The sequence below is a fragment of the Paenibacillus anseongensis genome (genome assembly GCF_009757995.1).
Taxonomy (GTDB): Bacteria; Bacillota; Bacilli; order Paenibacillales; family NBRC-103111; genus Paenibacillus_E; species Paenibacillus_E chondroitinus.
Map to the genome: position 1 here is coordinate 85,926 of NZ_WSEM01000012.1, position 17,386 is coordinate 103,311.

Below are 17,386 nucleotides of genomic sequence, written 5' to 3' on the forward strand. Positions count from 1 at the left end.
TATACGACTGGGGAGCCTTCTTGTTTTAATCCAGCAGCACCTGTGAGGCCGGGCCGCCTGCAAGCTCTATCATCCGTTTGACCTGCTCGACCGTATTCCGCTCGATCGAGAGAGGCGGCAGCTCATGTTCGCCGAAAAAGCCGACTTCGGTCGTTTCCAAGCTGACTTCTAGCGCCTCACCGCCAACCAATTCGCATAAGATAAATATTTTGTAGACATAGTTGGGGGCAGGCGGGTGTGCGTGGCACTTCTTGTCCAGAACCGCCAGCAAACGCACAGGCTTGACTTGGTAACCAGCTTCCTCGCGTGTCTCTTTGACTGCAACTTCGCTCGGTGTGTAGCCAATATCCGCCCAACCACCCGGCAGAGCCCATGCACCGTCGGCTCTTTCCTTCACAAGGAGCACTTTGTTCTCCTTTAGGACAACCGCTCGAATATCAACCTTCGGCGTCTGATACCCCGTATCGCTGGCGAATAATTCCGTCACTTTGTCAATCGGAGTGTCCGTGAAGTGGCTCATCATCTCCACACTGATCTTGCGCAGCGCCTCGTAGCGCTCCAAATCATAGCCGTTCTCACCGTAGGCAAGCCCGGCTTGACTAATCGCTTGAATTTCTTTAGCCCATTGCAGCCATGGAATATTCATCCCTTACCCAACTCCATCCCGATAAATGTTTTAATTCCGGTATAGATAGCGACCATTTCTTCCAATTTCATGCGAACGAGCCCGCTGGAAGAGGGACATACGTACTCTACTACGCCTGGTACGATGGGATCTGGCTGGCTGCCCCAAGCCATCCCTCTGTGTCCGCTATACTGCTCGTAAACCCCTTTGCCTACAAAACATACAACCCTTGGCTGCATGTTTTGAATCTTCTCTCTGAGAATAATTCGGCCTTGTCGGTACTCCTCAGGCGTTATTTCAGCTGCCGTTAGTGAGGGTCTCGCCACGATATTCGTAAACCCGTAGCCAAGTTCAAGCAGGTCTTGATCTTCTTGCGGCTTATAGAGCCGTGGCGTTAATCCTGCTTGAAACAATATGCGATAAAAGCGATTGTTCGGATTCGCATAGTGATGGCCGGTTTCTCCCGATCGAATACTAGGGTTATATCCCACAAAAAGGATAGACAAATGCTCTTTCAGATGATCCGAGATCGGTTTTATATCCACCATCCTTCAGCCCTCCTTCCATGCTTGTATCACATATTTAAATATTTTTACTCCTTTAATCAGGTTACCACTTTCCCTATATAAACTTCAACGATTCATAAGGTTTCCCAAGAACAGTCGAAGCATCACCTTTTAACCACCGATCCACCAGCGTACTGTACACAGAGCGGAAATCAACCTCATATTTCAAATCCCCGTTATCCAAATTGCTTAAACTCGGGTAAGCGCCATAGAGACCGCCTTTCACTTTCCCGCCAATCACAAACATCGGTGCTGCCGTGCCGTGATCCGTGCCGCCGCTCCCATTTTCCTTCACACGACGCCCAAATTCGGAAAACATCATAATCGCAACCCGATCCTGCAATCCCTGCGCTTCCAAATCCTTATAGAAAGCCGTCAGACCCTGATCGACCTGTGTCAAAACCCTTGCATGCTGCTCCTTCTCATCGGCATGATCATCGAAACCGCCAACTTGGACATTGAATACGCGCGTTCCCGACTTTCCCGCCAGCAGCTTGGCAACGAGTTGGAGACCACTGGCAAAATTCGTTTTGGGATACTCAACTTTGTCCGTATAAGAGGCTGTTAAAGATTGTATGGCTTCAACGCTTTTATAAGCTTCATACCCGCGCCCCGAAACGACCCGCAGCTGTTCCATCTGGCTCTGATCACTATACATGTCCAAAAAAGCTTTGGTTATCCGATTCTTATCCATCATCGGCGTTTTGGGATCGATCACATGATACGATTCCAGCGATTGAATGACGGGAAAGCTCATCTTCTCCGAGGCAAAAGCTTTGCTGCCCGCCGCACCGATCTGAACCGCTTTAAGCGGGTTCGCATTATCGCGCAGCGAAGACTCTGCATAGCGGGCTAACCAGCCGCTCCGGCTAATTTGGGCAGGCTCTGCGGTCTGCCAAATTTCCATAGAACGGAAATGGGAATGATTCGGCTCCGGGTAACCGACGCCTTGAATGATCGCCATATTCCCATTTTTGAAAAGGGCAGCGAGCCCTGCCAGACTAGGATGCAAGCCCACTTGAGAATCAAGGGCAAGCACATCCTTTTGCTGATACGCTAGTGTCGGCCTCGAATCATAATAGACGCCTTGCCCATAGGGAATCAGCGTATTAATGCCGTCATTGCCCCCGCTAAGCTGCACAACAACCAGCACCGGCTCGTCGACATCGTCACTGGCTCCCCCGGCGAAGATCGATCTGCCCGTTTCCGTGAACAAGATGCCGCCTAAGCTTAAAGTAGCAAACATTGCGGTCCCTTTCAGCAGAAATTCCCTTCTTGTCATTTTCATGCCCTTCACCCCCATTATTTCATTTGCGCTTCCGGACTAATCAAAAGGAGTTGCACCAAGCCTCGTAAACCGGCATTTTTCTGCTTTGTATGTAAAATGGTATCTTCCACATAAGCGCTTAAACCTTGCATCGTCTTATCAGACAGTTGAGTGATTCCAAGACGCTGACTCCACAACTTCACCCATTCCTCCGGCCGTTCCGCCTGCTTCGGCGACGTGTCCGCCAGCTTTTTGTTCATTTGCATGGCAATGGACTCAGCGAATTGATACCTCGCGAGCAGCAAATTGGTGTTCAGCCATGATACGCCGCCTCTCCAGCCTGCAACGTCCGGCGGCGAAAACAGTTCCTGCCCCATCTTCCTCATCGCTTGCACATGCCCTTTGGCCACATGCAGCTGCATGGTTCTGAGAATGCCAGCAACATAATCAGCCGGTGTTTTAATAAGGGATAACCGCAAATCAGGGTTATAGAAGTCATCCGACATGAACAGCTCGTGAAGCACTTCGCCAATCGTCACCTTCTCAGTGATCAGCTTTGCCACTTGCTGTACCCAGCTGTCTGATGGATTGTCTGTGGCGAAGTATTTGAGCAATTTCAAGGCCAGAAAGGTAGATAACGACTTTTGATGAAAAATAATGTCAATAGCGCTATCGCCGTCGAGATTCCCCTTCTCACCGAGCAGCGTTTTCGAATCATTGTCATGCTGTTTGGGATTAAACGCCACTTTGTTCTCCTTTTCATTATAGGTCCAGCCTGTGAAAGCCCTTGCCGCTTCCTTCACATCCGTTTCGGTATATTGACCAATTCCTAGTGTAAAAAGCTCCATCACTTCACGCGCGTAGTTTTCATTCGGTTTGTTTTTCTTATTGCGATTCACATCAAGCCAGATCATCATTGCCGGATCTTTGCCGATAGCAAGTACTAGCTCCTTATAATTGCCTAATGCATACTTCCGGAACAGCTCATTTTGCTGAACCATCAATGTGACATTCTTAACTTTGTAATTTGCTGTTGCAAAATGTCCATGCCAAAACAACGTCATCTTCTCAATCAACGGCGCGCTGGAATTCACCATCCGGTATAACCAGTACATTTGCTGATCGCCAAGCTGTAACGGATCCAGAGCTTTTTTGCTGTCTGCGCTTAATTGATCAAAAGGTGTCAGCGCCGCCGTTTCGGTCAATGCTTCTCCTGCGATAAGCCGTCGCACCGTCTCCTCGCGCCCCAGCGCCACACAAGCGTTAACTTCACTCTCTCCCCCTCCAAATCCGGCCCGAAGCAATAAATGAACAGCTTCTGCGTTCGTCCAAGTTACTCCCATGATTTCCCTCCCCGCCTAATTTTCCATACCTTAGCACATAAATGTGTCAAAAGTATGTAGGAACAAAAAAGATAGAGACTCAGAACTTGTCTGAATCTCTATCTTTATAAGGAACCCTCGCTTGCATCATCAAAAGCTCATAGGTAGCCGAAACGCCTCCTAATACGCTAAACTTCGTCTCATACGTTTTGTACATATCGACGAACAAACGCCGTCTGCCGATGCCCGGTGTCACCGCTGCTTCTGATGTGCTGGCTCCCATTGCTTTAACTGTATGCAAAAAATTCTTTGGAGTCGGATACGTCTCCACATGAAGCAAGCGCTCTTCTTGAATGTTCGTGTGCGTAAAGCCGCTGTCAACAAGCATATCTCTCCATCCTGCGCCGGATTGAAAAGTCAGCCCATGCCGCTGCGGTTGCTGTCCGTACTGTCGGTACACTTCCCTGAATGACTCATGCAGCTCATAAAATGTTGCCGGCCCGAATGTCGTAAACGCCAACAGGCCTCCCGGGCGAAGAAGACGCCGAAGGTGCTGAAGCGTCTGTTTCGGATTCTGCAGCCACTGAAAGCAGGCGCCGGAGACGATCAGATCGAAGGAAGCCAGCGATGCGGCTGCCGACCACTTTTCCACATCGCCATGGATAAACCGTATGTCCCTGACAGCTGGCTGACTGCCTCGAACACGCTGCTCAGCCGCCTGAAGCATGCCAGGTGCAATGTCCAGAGCGGTGATCGACGCTTTGGGGTATTTTTCAACTAACCCGCTCGTCACAATACCTGTGCCACATCCAATCTCAAGAATGCTGCCTACTCGCGTTGACGTACTCTCTCTTGCGCTTTCTTTGAGAGCTGCTGCAAGCTGCTCAGCCATCATTTTCTGCACATTGGCATGTTCATCGTAGGATCCCGCCGAGCTCCGATTAAATTGACGTTCAATTTCCATGGAGCTGTTCATCACGCCACCGCCTCATTTCCACTGCGATCTCTTCTTCCCTTCCCAGAAACGGTACATGACCGCAATCAGAAATGGCAAATAAATGGGCGCGAGACAGTCCCGCTGCAAGCTCTTCCGCCCCTTTGTAAGGACATATCCGATCTTCCCTGCCATGGAACAGAAGTACTGGACACACAATTTCCGAGAGTACAGCGCTGACTTCCACCTTACGCAAAACTTGAAGTCCTGTCAGCAGAGCGGGCGCTGTCCAACTGCCTATTGGAGGAAGTTTGTCGCCGATCCCTGACTCCCGCTCTGTTTCCGTCCATAACATTTGGCGAAAATTGGTTTCAACAGCAAGCGCATTTTGCGCAATAGCTTTCATCATCTGCCTCACATTAGCATCGGGCTGTCCTAGATGGGCCTCGTCTCTAGAACGAATGAAACGTGCCGTCGCCGCGAATAAGATGAGACCGTCCGCAAGACCTTTTGCTGCTAAATGGAGCGCCAGCAATCCGCCAAGCGACCATCCTCCAATAAAAAGTGGTAGATGCAGCGCCGATATTTTCCACCTTCTAACCATTTCCTCCGTGTACGTCAACAAATCTTCATGGGTTTCAGCCTCGCTATAATTGAGATACACATGATGATATTCAGGCAGCGCCTTACAGAGCTGATCGAACACCTCGGGCGGCATACTCCACCCAGGCAACCATACAATCGTTCCGTTCTTCTCTGGTGTCATCTTCATCGTCCCATCACTCCAAGCTGCAGCCCCACTTCACGAATGCACGCCGCTGCATCCCGCAGTTCTTTATCTGTATGGGCTGCGGATAAGGAGAAGCGGATACGCGACGTCCCTTCTTGAACCGTCGGCGGCCGGATCGCCACCGCAGCGATGCCTTTCTCTTCCAGCGCAGCGCTGAAATGCAAGGCTTTCTCATTATCGCCGACAATCATCGGCACGATAGGAGAATCGCCGATCCCGAGGACAAAGCCGGACTTTTGCAAATAAGATCGAAAAGAACGGATATTTGTATGCAGCCGTTCGCGCCGCCAGTGTTCCTGCTGCACCAGCACTAGAGCTTGAGCAATGCCTGCGACCAACGCAGGGGGCATGGCCGTTGAATAAATAAGCGTTCGCGCCTTGTTTACGAGAAAATCAATGAGCGTCCGGCTCCCACACACATACGCTCCATAGGCTCCGAAGGCTTTGCTGAACGTTCCCATATGGATGTCCACCTCGTCCTTGACCCCACGTACATGGCATAATCCCTCCCCATGTCTTCCATAAATTCCTCCGCTGTGCGCTTCGTCCACCATCAACATCGCTCCATACTCATGCTTGAGCAGGATCAGATCTTCCAAGCGGGCCTGATCTCCGTCCATGGAGAAGACCGCATCCGTCACGATCAGCTTTCGCTTCCTGTCGCGGTGTTTATGCAATAACGCTGACAAATGCTCCATATCGTTATGCCGATAACGCGCCAACTCTGCACGGCTCATTAGAATACCGTCAACAATGCTGGCATGATTCAGTTGATCACTAAACACCACATCATCCCGGCCAACCACGGCACGGATAACTCCTGTATTAGCCATATACCCATTGGCAAATACAAGGGCTGCTTCGCAGCTCTGCCAATCGGCAATGGCTTCTTCCAGTTCTGTATAAGCCGGCCGATTGCCAGTCACAAGGCGGGATGCCCCCGCGCCAACCCCTTCTTGAAGCAGCACCTCCCGCATCGCCTCGATCATCGCAGGATGCTGGGACAGCCCAAGATAGTCGTTTCCCGACAAGTTGAGCAGGTTGGGCAGGTTATTCGCCCCTGTCCCGCGAAACATGCGCCCAGGAAGCCCTGCTATCGCTGAACTTGCCCGCAAAGATCGTTTCAAGGAAGCCCCTTCCAGAGAGACAAGTTCCTGTTCCATCCATTTCAATGAAGATTCCGTATTCATTGTTCGTACCACCTTACAAAGCGTTAAGTTCAATCTCAAAACCCAAATCTTCAATCATTTGGTGATCCACGCCAATCGATTGACCTGCCGTTGTTAGATAATCACCGACAAATAGCGAATTCGCCGCGTACAGCGACATTGGCTGCAGCGTACGTAGATTCACTTCACGGCCTCCTGCTACACGAATTTCTTTGGACGGACAGATAAAGCGGAATAATGCGAGTACTTTCAAAGCCTTCATCGCCGGAGTGCGGCCTGCGTGCTCCAATGGCGTTCCAGGGATGGCATTGAGGAAATTAATTGGAATCGAATCGCTGTCCAGTTCACGCAGCGCATAGGCCATTTCTATAATTTCTTGATTGGTTTCGCCCATCCCGATAATGACGCCGGAGCAGGGGGACATGCCGTACGTTTTTACTTTTTCCACCGTTTCAACACGCTGATCGTACGTATGCGTCGTCGTTATCGACGGGTAGTTCGCTTTGCTCGTATTGAGATTATGGTTGTACCGATGTACTCCTGCTTCTGCAAGCCGCTGCGCTTGCTCATCCTTCAAAATGCCTAAACAAGCGCAAATTTTTAGTGGCATCGTTTCACGGATTTCTTTTACGGCATCCACGACTTGCGCCAATTCCTTGTCTGTCGGTCCCTTGCCTGCCGCTACAATGCAGTAGGTTCCTGCTTTACGCGTCATAGCTTCACGTGCGCCGGCAAGCAGCGTGTCTTTATCAAGCAAGGTATATTTATTTACCGGCGCCGTAGAAACAATCGATTGTGAGCAATAGCCGCAGTCCTCGGGGCAGAGGCCGCTTTTCGCATTAATAATCATGTTCAATTTGACCTTTTTGCCGTAATAGTGTTTTCTTACTTGAAAAGCGGCTTGCAGCAGCGGCAACACCTCATCATCGCTTGCTTCGAGTACAGCCAGCCCTTCTTCTTCCGTCAAACGTTCGCCGTTTAATGCTTTTTGGGCCAACAAAGGCCACTCCTTACAAGTTGAAAGGTTGTTCATGTTTTCCTCCTAAGCCTTCATTGGACACAATGTTTAGCGCTTTTTTGATTGGCGCAAGTTGTATGGACTTCCTGGCTGTATGTATGAAAAGATCTATATGAACCTCATCAGCAGGCAAAAAAGGAAACCGACCGAGAACGGGAAGACCGCTATACTGCTCGATAAGCTCCGCGTTTGTGACAGCGCTCGGATCGTTTTGAATGTCTGGATCATCCCCATCATTTAAGATGACGCCTATAATCGGGATTTTATAATGCCGTAAAAAAGCTGCTGTCAAAATCGTATGGTTAATTGTGCCTAAACCGGAACGGGCAACAATCAGCGCAGGTATTTGAAGCTCTGCGATCAAATCCACCATCAAGGCATCATCGTTCAGCGGAACGGCTACGCCTCCTGCGCCCTCTACCAGCAGGGCATCGTATCGCTCCATAAGCGGTTTGCCCGCGGCGATCAGCTCCTGCATCGTCAAAGTCACGCCGGCTTGCCTGGCAGCAAGCATTGGAGCCAGCGGCGCTTCAAACGTGAATGGCGCAACGTTGTCCGGCCGCTCATTTATCCCCGTCAGCTGCAGCAGCCGTTCGGCATCCGTTTCACCGCTGCCCAGAAGCGCGCCTGATTGTACAGGCTTCCACACGCCTGCTTGGCAGCCGTCCGCACGAAGCGCCGCTGCAATGGCAGCTGTCACCATCGTTTTACCGACTCCGGTATCCGTCCCTGTGACGAACAGTCCCCGTATCGGCTCCTCGTTGTCTTTGTCCATCGTCCACCTCATCCTTCCGTGACCTGAATAATGGATGCCGCCAAAATCTCCGTCATCTCTCCAAGCTCGGCTTCCGTGCTGGCTAATGGCGGAATGAAGACAATCACATTGCCGAGCGGCCGCGTCAGCATGCCAAGCTCTCTAGCCTTCTGGCTCGTTCGCACGCCAATTCGTTCTCCCCACTCGTACGGTTCTCGTGTACCTTTATCACTTACAAGCTCGATTCCGATCATCAGCCCTTTCTGGCGGATTTCACCGACGTGCGGTCTGTCTTTGAGCGTCGCTAGTTTATTTGCAGTGAAAATTGCCTTCGAACGAACACCCTCCAACATGTTTCTCTCCTCAAAAAGCCTTAAGCTGGCTAAAGCTACCGCACAACCTAGGGGGTTCCCCGTGTAAGAGTGTCCATGGAAAAAGGTTTTCTGCTCCTCATAGTCCGCATAAAAGGCGCCATAAACCTCATCCGTCGCCAGCGTTGCCGCTACAGGCAAGTAGCCGCCTGTGAGTCCTTTTCCCACCACCATCAGATCCGGTGTTACGTTTTCCAAATCACAGGCAAACATCTCCCCCGTGCGACCGAAACCGGTCGCTACCTCGTCCGCGATGAGCAGCACGTCATGCACACGGCAAAGCTCAGCCATCTCGCGCAAGCAGCCGTCCGGCATCACGATGATTCCACTGGCTCCTTGGACAATTGGCTCCACGATAAGTGCAGCAATCTCATCTGCCTTTGTTTCCAGCAGATCTCGCAAAGCACGGATAGTCGCTTCTTTGGCTCCCTCTGCCCCCCCTTCATGCCGATAAGCATAGGGGTAAGGGATGATATGCGACTGGAACAACATTGGGCGAAACACATCATGATAGAGAGGAATCGCCCCAACGCTCACAGCCCCAATGGTATCTCCGTGGTACGCATGCCCCATTGTGATAAAAGATTTTTTATGGCGATGCCCCTTGTTATGCCAATACTGGAAAGCCATTTTAATCGCGATCTCCACTCCGGTTGCTCCAGAATCCGAATAAAACACTTTGTTTAATCCATGTGGCGTGATGTCTACAAGCCGCTTCGCCAGTTCAATGGCGGGGATATTAGCCATACCTAGCAAAGTTGAATGAGCAACAAGCTCCAATTGGTTCGAAATGGCTTGGTTCAGCTCCGGTACATGATGTCCATGAACGTTTAGCCAAACAGATGAAAATCCATCGTAATATGCGCGTCCTTGGACATCATAAAGTCTAACGCCCTCTCCACGCTCAATGATGAGAGGATCCTCGTTATTGTAGTCTTTCATTTGTGTAAAAGGATGCCAGACATGCGACTTGTTGAGGGCCGCAAGTCGTTCGTAGGACTTTGACACGGCATTCCCTCCTAAATTGAATTTATTGTTAACCTGAAATTAGTTTTTCAGGTTAACAATAGATAGTGGTCAGTTTAGCAGATCACTGCATTATTGTAAACACATTTCACCATCCACAGGTTAACAATAAAAAAAAAGAGCAATGCCAAGCGCCTGAACGCTTACATTACTCTTTTTTTAAAAATGTAGAATTTACTTATTTCTTGTCGAACAAGCTATTGTCGAACTTTCAATACGGTTGTCAAATCCAGGAAGGAATTTACGACACGTCTCACGCGTTTATCGACATCCGGATGAATATCGCTGTAAGCCACTCCTGTTTGAAAACTTTTCCGCTGATCGCCGCCAATGGAAATCCATTCCGGGCAGTTAATGCCATGAAGGTTGCGAACGATTGTTTGCAGCTGAGTCAGCGAGCTGACAGCTACGGCACCGCCCGCTGAACTGACGGAAAGCACGGCTTTATTATTAAAATGATCTTGTCCCAGATGATCCAGTGCATTTTTCAGAACACCTGAGATTCCGCTATGATATTCAGGCGTCGAGAGCACGATGCCATCCGCTTCGTGCATAGCACGCTTCAGATTTTCAAGTGCTTCATGACCGCCATGAGCATCGTCCGGTGAATAAAACGGTACCGGTGTTTTGTTCAGATCAAAAAGTGTAGCTTGATGCCCAAGTGATTGAACCAAGTGCTGAATGTACTCCATGAGTCTTGTACTTGTAGCTGCTTGTTGGTTGCTTCCTGCAATTAGGGTGATTCTCATTACATATCTTCCTTCCCAGCATTGGAATAATAAAGAATAAGAACTGATTGATGATTTCATTATACATGGTTTTCATTAAATTTCCAGACCCAGATTATAATAATTATTAAATAGGTTTTATTATCAATTAAAAAAACTGCCCCCACCATGGAAGACCATGATAGAAGCAGCTCATCTTTATAAACGATATAAGGGCTAAGAATTAGCAATCGAAGTACAGGTTGTACTCGTGCGGGTGAATGCGGATTGCAACTTGTTTCGCTTCGCCACGTTTCAATTCGATGTAGTTATCGATGAAATCTTGTGTGAATACGCCGCCTTCAGTCAAGAATTCGGAATCAGCTGCAAGAGCATCAAGAGCTTCGTCCAATGTACCTGGAACGCTGCGGATTTCAGCTTTCTCAGCATCAGACATTTCATAGATGTTTGTATCGAAAGGACCGTATCCAAGTGCACGTGGATCGATTTTCTTTTTGATACCGTCAAGACCAGCCATCAACATTGCTGCGAAAGCAAGGTATGGGTTAGCTGTGCTATCCGGTGTACGGAATTCGATACGACAGCCTTTAGGTGTCACAGCCGCGATTGGAATACGAACTGCTGCAGAACGGTTACCTTTGGAGAATACAAGGTTAACTGGAGCTTCGTAACCAGGAACTAGACGTTTAAAGGAGTTTGTGCTTGGGTTCGTCAAAGCGATCAAAGCTGGTGCGTGGTAAAGGATACCACCGATATAGTTAATTGCCATTTCACTTAAGTTTGCATATGCTCCTTTTTCATAGAACAAAGGCTCGCTTCCGTCGAAGATGGACATATGAACGTGCATACCGCTACCATTGTCGCCAAACAGCGGCTTAGGCATGAAAGTAGCAACTTTACCATATTCTCTAGCAGTGTTAGCAACGATGTATTTGTATTTGAGCAGGTTATCTGCTGTTTTAGTTAAAGTGTCAAAACGGAAGTTGATTTCAGCTTGACCAGCTGTTGCCACTTCGTGATGGTGACGTTCGATACGAAGACCTGCATCAGCAAGTTTGTTACACATTTCGGAACGAATGTCTTGTTGAGAATCGATTGGAGCTACTGGAACGTAACCGCCTTTAACTGGAACTTTATAAGCAAGGTTACCGCCTTCTTCTTTGCGGCCTGTGTTCCAACCTGCTTCTTCGGAGTCAACTTCGAAGTAGGATTTGTTCATGCCATTTTCGAAACGAACATCATCAAAGATGAAGAATTCGGATTCTGGTGCGAAGAATGCTGTCGTACCAACACCAGTTGTTTGAAGATATTCTTCAGCTTTTTGTGCGATACTACGTGGGTCACGATCATAACGTTCGCCTTCTGGCGTATGGATGTTGCTCATAATGATCAATGTTGGGTGCGCTGTGAAAGGATCTACGTATGCAGTTTCCGTATCTGGCATCATTACCATGTCAGATTGTTCAATACCACGGAATCCTGGGATGGACGAACCGTCAAAAGCTACGCCGTTTACAAATGTTTCTTCATCTACTTCAGAAGCTGGCAAAGAGATATGCTGTGCTTTACCGGAAAGACCTACGAAACGAAAATCTACCCACTCAATATTTTTTTCCTTGATAAGGTTCAACACGTTTTGAACTGACATTTAAAAAACCCTCCCATTTCCGTACATTCAACGTACTTTACATGATTAATGTTCAACTTTTTGTTGTTATCTTGCACATATTATATAGCGATTAAGCTTTCACAGTCAATACTTATGTCAGGTATTTTTTATTTATGTGTAAGCTATGCTTACACTATTTCACAGACTTTTCTTATATACAAATAAAGGAAACGAGTTTCTTCTAATAGAAGAAACTCGTTTCCTTGAACATAATATTATGCCAGAATAGCTTCTTTCTTCGTGTCGAACTTTTTGCCAAGCAATGGTGCAAGCTTCTCTAAATCTACGAGCAAGTTTGCGAATTGGTCCGGGAACAGGGATTGTACGCCGTCACCGGTCATGGAGTTGTCCGGATCTGTATGCATTTCGATGATCAAACCGTCCGCGCCTGCAGCAACGGAAGCTTTCGTCATCGGAACGACAAGTTCTCTGCGACCTGTACCATGACTTGGATCAGAAATGACAGGAAGATGGCTAAGCTGTTTAAGTACTGGAATGGCAGATAAATCCAATGTGTTACGTGTGTAAGTTTCGAATGTTCGGATTCCGCGTTCGCAGAGCATAACATTCGGGTTGCCGCCGGCAAGAATGTATTCGGCTGCATTCAGGAATTCGTCATACGTGGAGCTGAATCCGCGTTTCAGCAGAACCGGCGTTTGAATCGTACCTAGTTTACGCAAAAGGTCAAAGTTTTGCATATTGCGTGTGCCAACTTGCAGGATATCTGCATATTGAGCGCACACATCCACGTATTCAGGAGTCATAACTTCTGTAATCGTTAGAAGTCCATGCTTTTTGCCCGCTTCAGCCATCATGATCAAACCTTCAACGCCTACACCTTGGAAGCTGTAAGGTCCTGTTCTTGGCTTGAATGCGCCGCCGCGCAGCACTTGCCCCCCAGCTGCTTTCACCAAACGCGCGATTTCATCGATTTGTTCAGGTGTTTCCACGGCGCAAGGTCCGCCCATAACGACCAACTGCTCGCCGCCAATTTCCACACCTTTAATATTGATAACGGTATCTGCCGGATGGAAGTCACGGCTTGCTAATTTGTATGATTTCGAAATTTTCACGACTTGTTCCACTCCTGACATTTGGCGCAGTTGTTCTGCTAATTTGGGATCTGCTTGACCGATAATACCGATAACCGTGCGATCTTCGCCTTTGGAAACATGTGCTTGCACACCTTGCTTCTCGATAAATTGGACGATTTCTTGAATACGCTCGTCAGACGTTTTGTTGGAAGTAATGGCGATCATGATATACACGCTCCTCATTTATATGGGTTGTTCCACTTAATCACTTCAACGCTTGTTCGCTTCTACGCTTTTAATCACTAAAGTAAATATACAACGCTTGACGAAGATTCGTCAAGCGTTAATTTATTTGCTATTCTTCTTGCTTAGAAGGTGCTAGCTGATCCTTGCGGAGTCTGCGTTTTTCTTTGCGACGATTTGTATGGTGTTTGAGAAAGAGCACAACAGGGAAATAAGCAATAATACCGAGAATGGTTCCAACCACCATCCCACCCACAATCAAGTCCAAACCGCTTCGGATAATATTGGATAAGATATGAGGCAGATGATGAATCAGATACACCTTGACATGCTTCGGTACCAACCAATCTCCGACCTGCTTATTGAGTATTGAGAACGGGAGATAAATCACCTTGCCGAATACAAACCCAATTAATGCCGCAGGCAGATTAGCTCTTAACAAATAGACCAAAGGAAAAATAAGAACGAATGCAAATCCAGCTGTAGGCAGAGTAAACATTTCTATAGCCAGACCAATTGAAAAGCCGCGCGCTACCTTAGAAGGGCCGCCTTTGGCACGTAAAAGAAGTAAATATTTGTACCTAAACCAGCGTTTGCTGCTTTTCCAATCGTAGCGAGTTTTCATCATTTTCACCTTCTGAGTGCTCTGCATGCTGGTCACAATCCCGCCCTGTGGAATAAATACGAATTACTCACTGCTGGCTGCTTTGGACTTCATAGCCGGGATGAGCTTCTTCATATTAATAGTACGTATAACTGCCCAAGTGGTTTCATCTTTCGGATCGTAACTTTCCAGGTAAGATATGACTTCTTTGGTAATCGGAGTCGGCGTTGAAGCCCCTGAAGTCACCCCAACTTTTCGGACATGGGTTAACCATTCCCGATTCAATTCAGTGATATCAGCTATTCTATACGCCCTGACTCCAGCAATTTCCTCTGAGACTTGCGCTAAGCGGTTGGAGTTATTGCTTTTCGGATCTCCGACGACGATAACCAGATCAGATTCTTTGGCTTGTTCGGCCACAGCTTCCTGCCGCACCTGCGTTGCAAGACAGATCTCATTATGAATTTCGGCCTTAGGGAACAGCTCTAAGAGACGATTCATGATGTGCCTGATATCCCATTGGCTCATCGTTGTTTGATTCGTAATGATAATTCGCTCTGACTTAACGTTAAGACGATCCGCCTCTTCCAGCTTCTCAATAAGATGCACAAGGCCAGGGGCAACCCCAACGGCGCCTTCCGGCTCCGGATGCCCCTTTTTACCAATATAGATAACTTCATAGCCGTCTGCTACTTTTTCGCGAATTAAATCGTGCGTTTTTGTCACATCTGGGCACGTTGCGTCGACAACCGTCAAACCTTTGTCTCTTGCCCGTCTTCGAACCTCGGGAGAAACGCCGTGTGCCGTGAAAATGATAGTACCTTTTTCAATTTGCTCCAAAATTTCGAGACGGTTCTCACCGTCCAGTGTAATGACGCCCTCTTCTTTGAAGAAATCGGTGACGTGCGCATTGTGCACAATCATACCTAATATATAAATCGGTCTTGGAAGATTTAAATTTTTTGCAGTTTGCATAGCCAATGCCATCGCGTCTACGACACCATAACAGTAGCCTCTTGGAGAAATTCGTACGACTTCCATGCCTTCCACCTGCCTACATCATCTGTTTTCCTTTTATTATAACGGATTACACAGGTAGAGGAAAGTTAGCCGGCAACCATATCATAAATGTACTGCCTTCATCTTTGCGTGTCGTCACTTCAACGGACCCGCCATGCTCATCAATAATCCATTTGGCAATCGATAAGCCTAGTCCTGTACCCGTAGTTAACCCTCTAGATAAATCGGCACGATAGAATCTGTCGAAGATATGCGGAATATCTTCTTTGTCCATCCCAATCCCCGTATCTGCAATTTGAATGCCGACAAAATCATTCGTCCGCGACACATGAATCGACACCGTCCCGACCGGCGTATACTTAAATGCATTTTCAATGAAAATAAACAGCAGCTGCTGTAAATAGTCACGATTCCCCTGTACGATGGCATGGTCCAGAACTTCCAGATCACCCACCTGCCATTCCGCCGTATGCTCTAACAACTGCGCCCTTCTCACAACCTCCTGCACGAGCGGCAGCATTTCGACAGGTTGCTTCTCCATAACAACTCCAGCATCTGCTCTGGCAAGCGCGAGAAGATCGTTCACGAGCCTGCTCATCCGCTGGGCTTCTCCGGCAATGTCGTGCATCGCTTCCAGCGACATTTGCATCTGTTCCGGTGTGGCGAGCTCCGTTCCTGACGTCTTTTTCCACATTTTTTCCAAAAGATCCACATTCCCTCGAATCGTCGTCAGCGGTGTTCTCAGCTCGTGAGAAGCGTCTGATACGAATCTGCGCTGCGCACGGTAGGCTTCATCCAGCTCCAGATAAGTAATCTGGATGCGTGAAAGCATGCCGTTGATCGTTTGGGTAAGCCGTCCGATTTCATCAAGCGGTCCTTGGTACTCTATTCGTTTCTCCAAATCGTCTCCGCTTCCAATTTGATTGGCAGCATCAATCACGCGTTCAATCGGTTGAAGCGCCTTGCGCGATAAAAACCATCCCAGCGAAGCAGCAACGATAATCGTAAACAATGCCCAGAACATGAGCGTATACTTAAGGGTAACGGCCGTTCTCTCATAACTGCCAATGGGGACGGCAGCTTGGAGAATACCGATCAGATTATTCGCTTGGTCGTAGATGCCTTGATAATAGATGAGAAAATCCTGCTCAAGCACTTTGGTTTTTTGAAAAAAACCATCGTCATCGCCCTTCAACTTATCGATGCTGGAAGTATCCAATGGCAGAGCTACATTATAAAATTGCAGATTCGCCGAGCGATTAAAGGTTTTGAGATTCACATTATATAATTGCAGGAACGTATTTGTAGAATAGAAATCTCTGTTCTCCAATTCTAATTCCACGACAAGCCCCTTTTGTGAAAGGGCGATGCTTTTCTGAATCCGCAGGGAGGTGTTCCCCGCTTCCCGTTTCAAGTCCTGACGGATCTGATCATACAAAAAATAATTCAAGAAAACGTACAGCACGATCCCGAAAAGCAGCATCGTTAATGCCAAAACACCGGAATACCAAAGCGTCAGCCGCAACCGAAGCGACATATCAGGATTCCCCTCTCAATACATACCCCGCTCCCCGGACGGTTTGAATCAAGCGTTTATGGCCAAACTCTTCGGTTTTTTGACGCAGCAGTGCTATGTATACCTCGAGAACATTGGATTCTCCGCTGTAATCGTAACCCCATATTTTCTCCATAATAATGTCGCGTGAAAGGACACGCTTCGGATTCTGCATGAACAGGTGAAGCAAATCAAACTCTTTGGTCGTAAGTTCAATCAATTTATCGTCACGGAATACTTCACGCGTATCCAGATCAAGAGTCGTATCCTCATAGGTCAAACGGTTGGTCGGCTGCTCCGTCCGCTCCGTCCGACGGCGCAATAGTACTCGCACCCTAGCGAGCAGTTCCTCGAGAGCAAAGGGCTTGACCAAATAATCGTCAGCTCCAAGATCCAAGCCTTTCACACGATCGCTAATTTCATCTTTGGCCGTTAACATCAAGATCGGCACCTCGCTGCCGCTTTCACGGATGCGTCGCACAACCTCCCAGCCATCAATATGCGGCATCATCACGTCCAAGATTAGTAAATTGGGTTCCGACCTCAGCATTTGCTTAAGTCCTTCAGCGCCATTGCTCGCCGTTTCAACGGAATATCCTTCAAAAGCCAGGCCACGTCTCAACATAGACGTAATTTTCTCATCATCATCGATCACCATAATATTTTCCCTCATCGGTTGGCCCCCCTTCTT

The 17,386-nt window shown here is 48.1% G+C and carries 17 protein-coding genes; all 17 read right to left on the reverse strand.

All coding sequences use genetic code 11. The features are described 5' to 3' along the window. Positions 1 to 25: 25 nt before the first annotated feature. On the reverse strand, positions 26 to 646 hold the full coding sequence (locus GON05_RS12790) for an NUDIX hydrolase (protein ID WP_157319508.1): 621 nt from the start codon (positions 644 to 646) through the stop codon (positions 26 to 28). Next, positions 643 to 1,164, reverse strand: coding sequence for a mismatch-specific DNA-glycosylase (locus tag GON05_RS12795; protein ID WP_181646405.1), 522 nt, complete (start codon positions 1,162 to 1,164; stop codon positions 643 to 645). The genes GON05_RS12790 and GON05_RS12795 overlap by 4 nt, the downstream gene beginning before the upstream one ends. Positions 1,165 to 1,246: 82 nt before the next feature. Beyond that, positions 1,247 to 2,479, reverse strand: a complete 1,233-nt coding sequence (locus tag GON05_RS12800; protein ID WP_157319510.1) for a DUF1501 domain-containing protein — start codon at positions 2,477 to 2,479, stop codon at positions 1,247 to 1,249. Between the two features lie 14 nt (positions 2,480 to 2,493). After that, the gene (locus tag GON05_RS12805; RefSeq protein ID WP_157319511.1) at positions 2,494 to 3,801 is read right to left on the reverse strand and encodes a DUF1800 domain-containing protein; all 1,308 of its coding nucleotides are present in this window, start codon (positions 3,799 to 3,801) and stop codon (positions 2,494 to 2,496) included. A 79-nt stretch (positions 3,802 to 3,880) separates the two neighbouring features. Then, complete coding sequence (gene bioC, locus GON05_RS12810) at positions 3,881 to 4,756, reverse strand: malonyl-ACP O-methyltransferase BioC (RefSeq protein ID WP_157319512.1); 876 nt, start codon at positions 4,754 to 4,756, stop codon at positions 3,881 to 3,883. Further along, a complete protein-coding gene (locus tag GON05_RS12815; RefSeq protein ID WP_246239078.1) occupies positions 4,734 to 5,486 on the reverse strand; it encodes an alpha/beta fold hydrolase in 753 nt (250 codons plus the stop codon). The genes bioC and GON05_RS12815 overlap by 23 nt, the downstream gene beginning before the upstream one ends. Next, positions 5,483 to 6,694 (reverse strand): 8-amino-7-oxononanoate synthase, encoded by a 1,212-nt coding sequence (gene bioF, locus GON05_RS12820; RefSeq protein ID WP_246239079.1) that lies wholly within the window; start codon positions 6,692 to 6,694, stop codon positions 5,483 to 5,485. The genes GON05_RS12815 and bioF overlap by 4 nt, the downstream gene beginning before the upstream one ends. Before the next feature lie 13 nt (positions 6,695 to 6,707). Then, complete coding sequence (gene bioB, locus GON05_RS12825; protein ID WP_157319513.1) at positions 6,708 to 7,706, reverse strand: biotin synthase BioB; 999 nt, start codon at positions 7,704 to 7,706, stop codon at positions 6,708 to 6,710. Beyond that, positions 7,684 to 8,466 (reverse strand): dethiobiotin synthase, encoded by a 783-nt coding sequence (gene bioD / locus GON05_RS12830; protein WP_157319514.1) that lies wholly within the window; start codon positions 8,464 to 8,466, stop codon positions 7,684 to 7,686. Before bioD ends, bioB begins: the two co-directional genes overlap by 23 nt. An 8-nt stretch (positions 8,467 to 8,474) precedes the next feature. Beyond that, on the reverse strand, positions 8,475 to 9,824 hold the full coding sequence (bioA, locus tag GON05_RS12835; RefSeq protein WP_181646385.1) for an adenosylmethionine--8-amino-7-oxononanoate transaminase: 1,350 nt from the start codon (positions 9,822 to 9,824) through the stop codon (positions 8,475 to 8,477). Between the two features lie 215 nt (positions 9,825 to 10,039). After that, on the reverse strand, positions 10,040 to 10,591 hold the full coding sequence (locus tag GON05_RS12840) for an NADPH-dependent FMN reductase (protein WP_157319515.1): 552 nt from the start codon (positions 10,589 to 10,591) through the stop codon (positions 10,040 to 10,042). A gap of 202 nt (positions 10,592 to 10,793) precedes the next feature. Then, positions 10,794 to 12,218 (reverse strand): type I glutamate--ammonia ligase, encoded by a 1,425-nt coding sequence (glnA, locus tag GON05_RS12845; RefSeq protein ID WP_157319516.1) that lies wholly within the window; start codon positions 12,216 to 12,218, stop codon positions 10,794 to 10,796. 236 nt (positions 12,219 to 12,454) lie between these two features. Next, entirely contained in the window at positions 12,455 to 13,498 is a 1,044-nt protein-coding gene (gene aroF, locus GON05_RS12850) for a 3-deoxy-7-phosphoheptulonate synthase (RefSeq protein WP_157319517.1), read from the reverse strand. A gap of 130 nt (positions 13,499 to 13,628) precedes the next feature. Next, entirely contained in the window at positions 13,629 to 14,141 is a 513-nt protein-coding gene (locus GON05_RS12855; RefSeq protein ID WP_246239081.1) for a DUF2062 domain-containing protein, read from the reverse strand. 63 nt (positions 14,142 to 14,204) lie between these two features. Next, the gene (locus GON05_RS12860; RefSeq protein WP_157319518.1) at positions 14,205 to 15,161 is read right to left on the reverse strand and encodes a 4-hydroxy-3-methylbut-2-enyl diphosphate reductase; all 957 of its coding nucleotides are present in this window, start codon (positions 15,159 to 15,161) and stop codon (positions 14,205 to 14,207) included. A gap of 46 nt (positions 15,162 to 15,207) precedes the next feature. Further along, positions 15,208 to 16,677 carry a sensor histidine kinase gene (locus tag GON05_RS12865; protein WP_157319519.1) on the reverse strand — a complete coding sequence of 490 codons (1,470 nt, stop codon included), beginning with the start codon at positions 16,675 to 16,677 and terminating at the stop codon, positions 15,208 to 15,210. A gap of 1 nt (position 16,678) precedes the next feature. Then, positions 16,679 to 17,368, reverse strand: coding sequence for a response regulator transcription factor (locus GON05_RS12870; protein ID WP_157319520.1), 690 nt, complete (start codon positions 17,366 to 17,368; stop codon positions 16,679 to 16,681). Positions 17,369 to 17,386 lie beyond the last annotated feature (18 nt).

Coding starts and splice junctions, on each gene's coding strand:
- GON05_RS12865 (WP_157319519.1), bottom strand. CDS start 16,677: ATGTCGCTTCGGTTGCGGCTGACGCTTTGGTATTCCGGTGTTTTGGCA.
- GON05_RS12800 (WP_157319510.1), bottom strand. CDS start 2,479: ATGAAAATGACAAGAAGGGAATTTCTGCTGAAAGGGACCGCAATGTTT.
- bioB (WP_157319513.1), bottom strand. CDS start 7,706: ATGAACAACCTTTCAACTTGTAAGGAGTGGCCTTTGTTGGCCCAAAAA.
- GON05_RS12855 (WP_246239081.1), bottom strand. CDS start 14,141: ATGAAAACTCGCTACGATTGGAAAAGCAGCAAACGCTGGTTTAGGTAC.
- bioC (WP_157319512.1), bottom strand. CDS start 4,756: ATGAACAGCTCCATGGAAATTGAACGTCAATTTAATCGGAGCTCGGCG.
- GON05_RS12860 (WP_157319518.1), bottom strand. CDS start 15,161: ATGGAAGTCGTACGAATTTCTCCAAGAGGCTACTGTTATGGTGTCGTA.
- GON05_RS12840 (WP_157319515.1), bottom strand. CDS start 10,591: ATGAGAATCACCCTAATTGCAGGAAGCAACCAACAAGCAGCTACAAGT.
- GON05_RS12870 (WP_157319520.1), bottom strand. CDS start 17,368: ATGAGGGAAAATATTATGGTGATCGATGATGATGAGAAAATTACGTCT.
- bioD (WP_157319514.1), bottom strand. CDS start 8,466: ATGGACAAAGACAACGAGGAGCCGATACGGGGACTGTTCGTCACAGGG.
- GON05_RS12790 (WP_157319508.1), bottom strand. CDS start 646: ATGAATATTCCATGGCTGCAATGGGCTAAAGAAATTCAAGCGATTAGT.
- GON05_RS12805 (WP_157319511.1), bottom strand. CDS start 3,801: ATGGGAGTAACTTGGACGAACGCAGAAGCTGTTCATTTATTGCTTCGG.
- glnA (WP_157319516.1), bottom strand. CDS start 12,218: ATGTCAGTTCAAAACGTGTTGAACCTTATCAAGGAAAAAAATATTGAG.
- aroF (WP_157319517.1), bottom strand. CDS start 13,498: ATGATCGCCATTACTTCCAACAAAACGTCTGACGAGCGTATTCAAGAA.
- bioF (WP_246239079.1), bottom strand. CDS start 6,694: ATGAATACGGAATCTTCATTGAAATGGATGGAACAGGAACTTGTCTCT.
- GON05_RS12815 (WP_246239078.1), bottom strand. CDS start 5,486: ATGAAGATGACACCAGAGAAGAACGGAACGATTGTATGGTTGCCTGGG.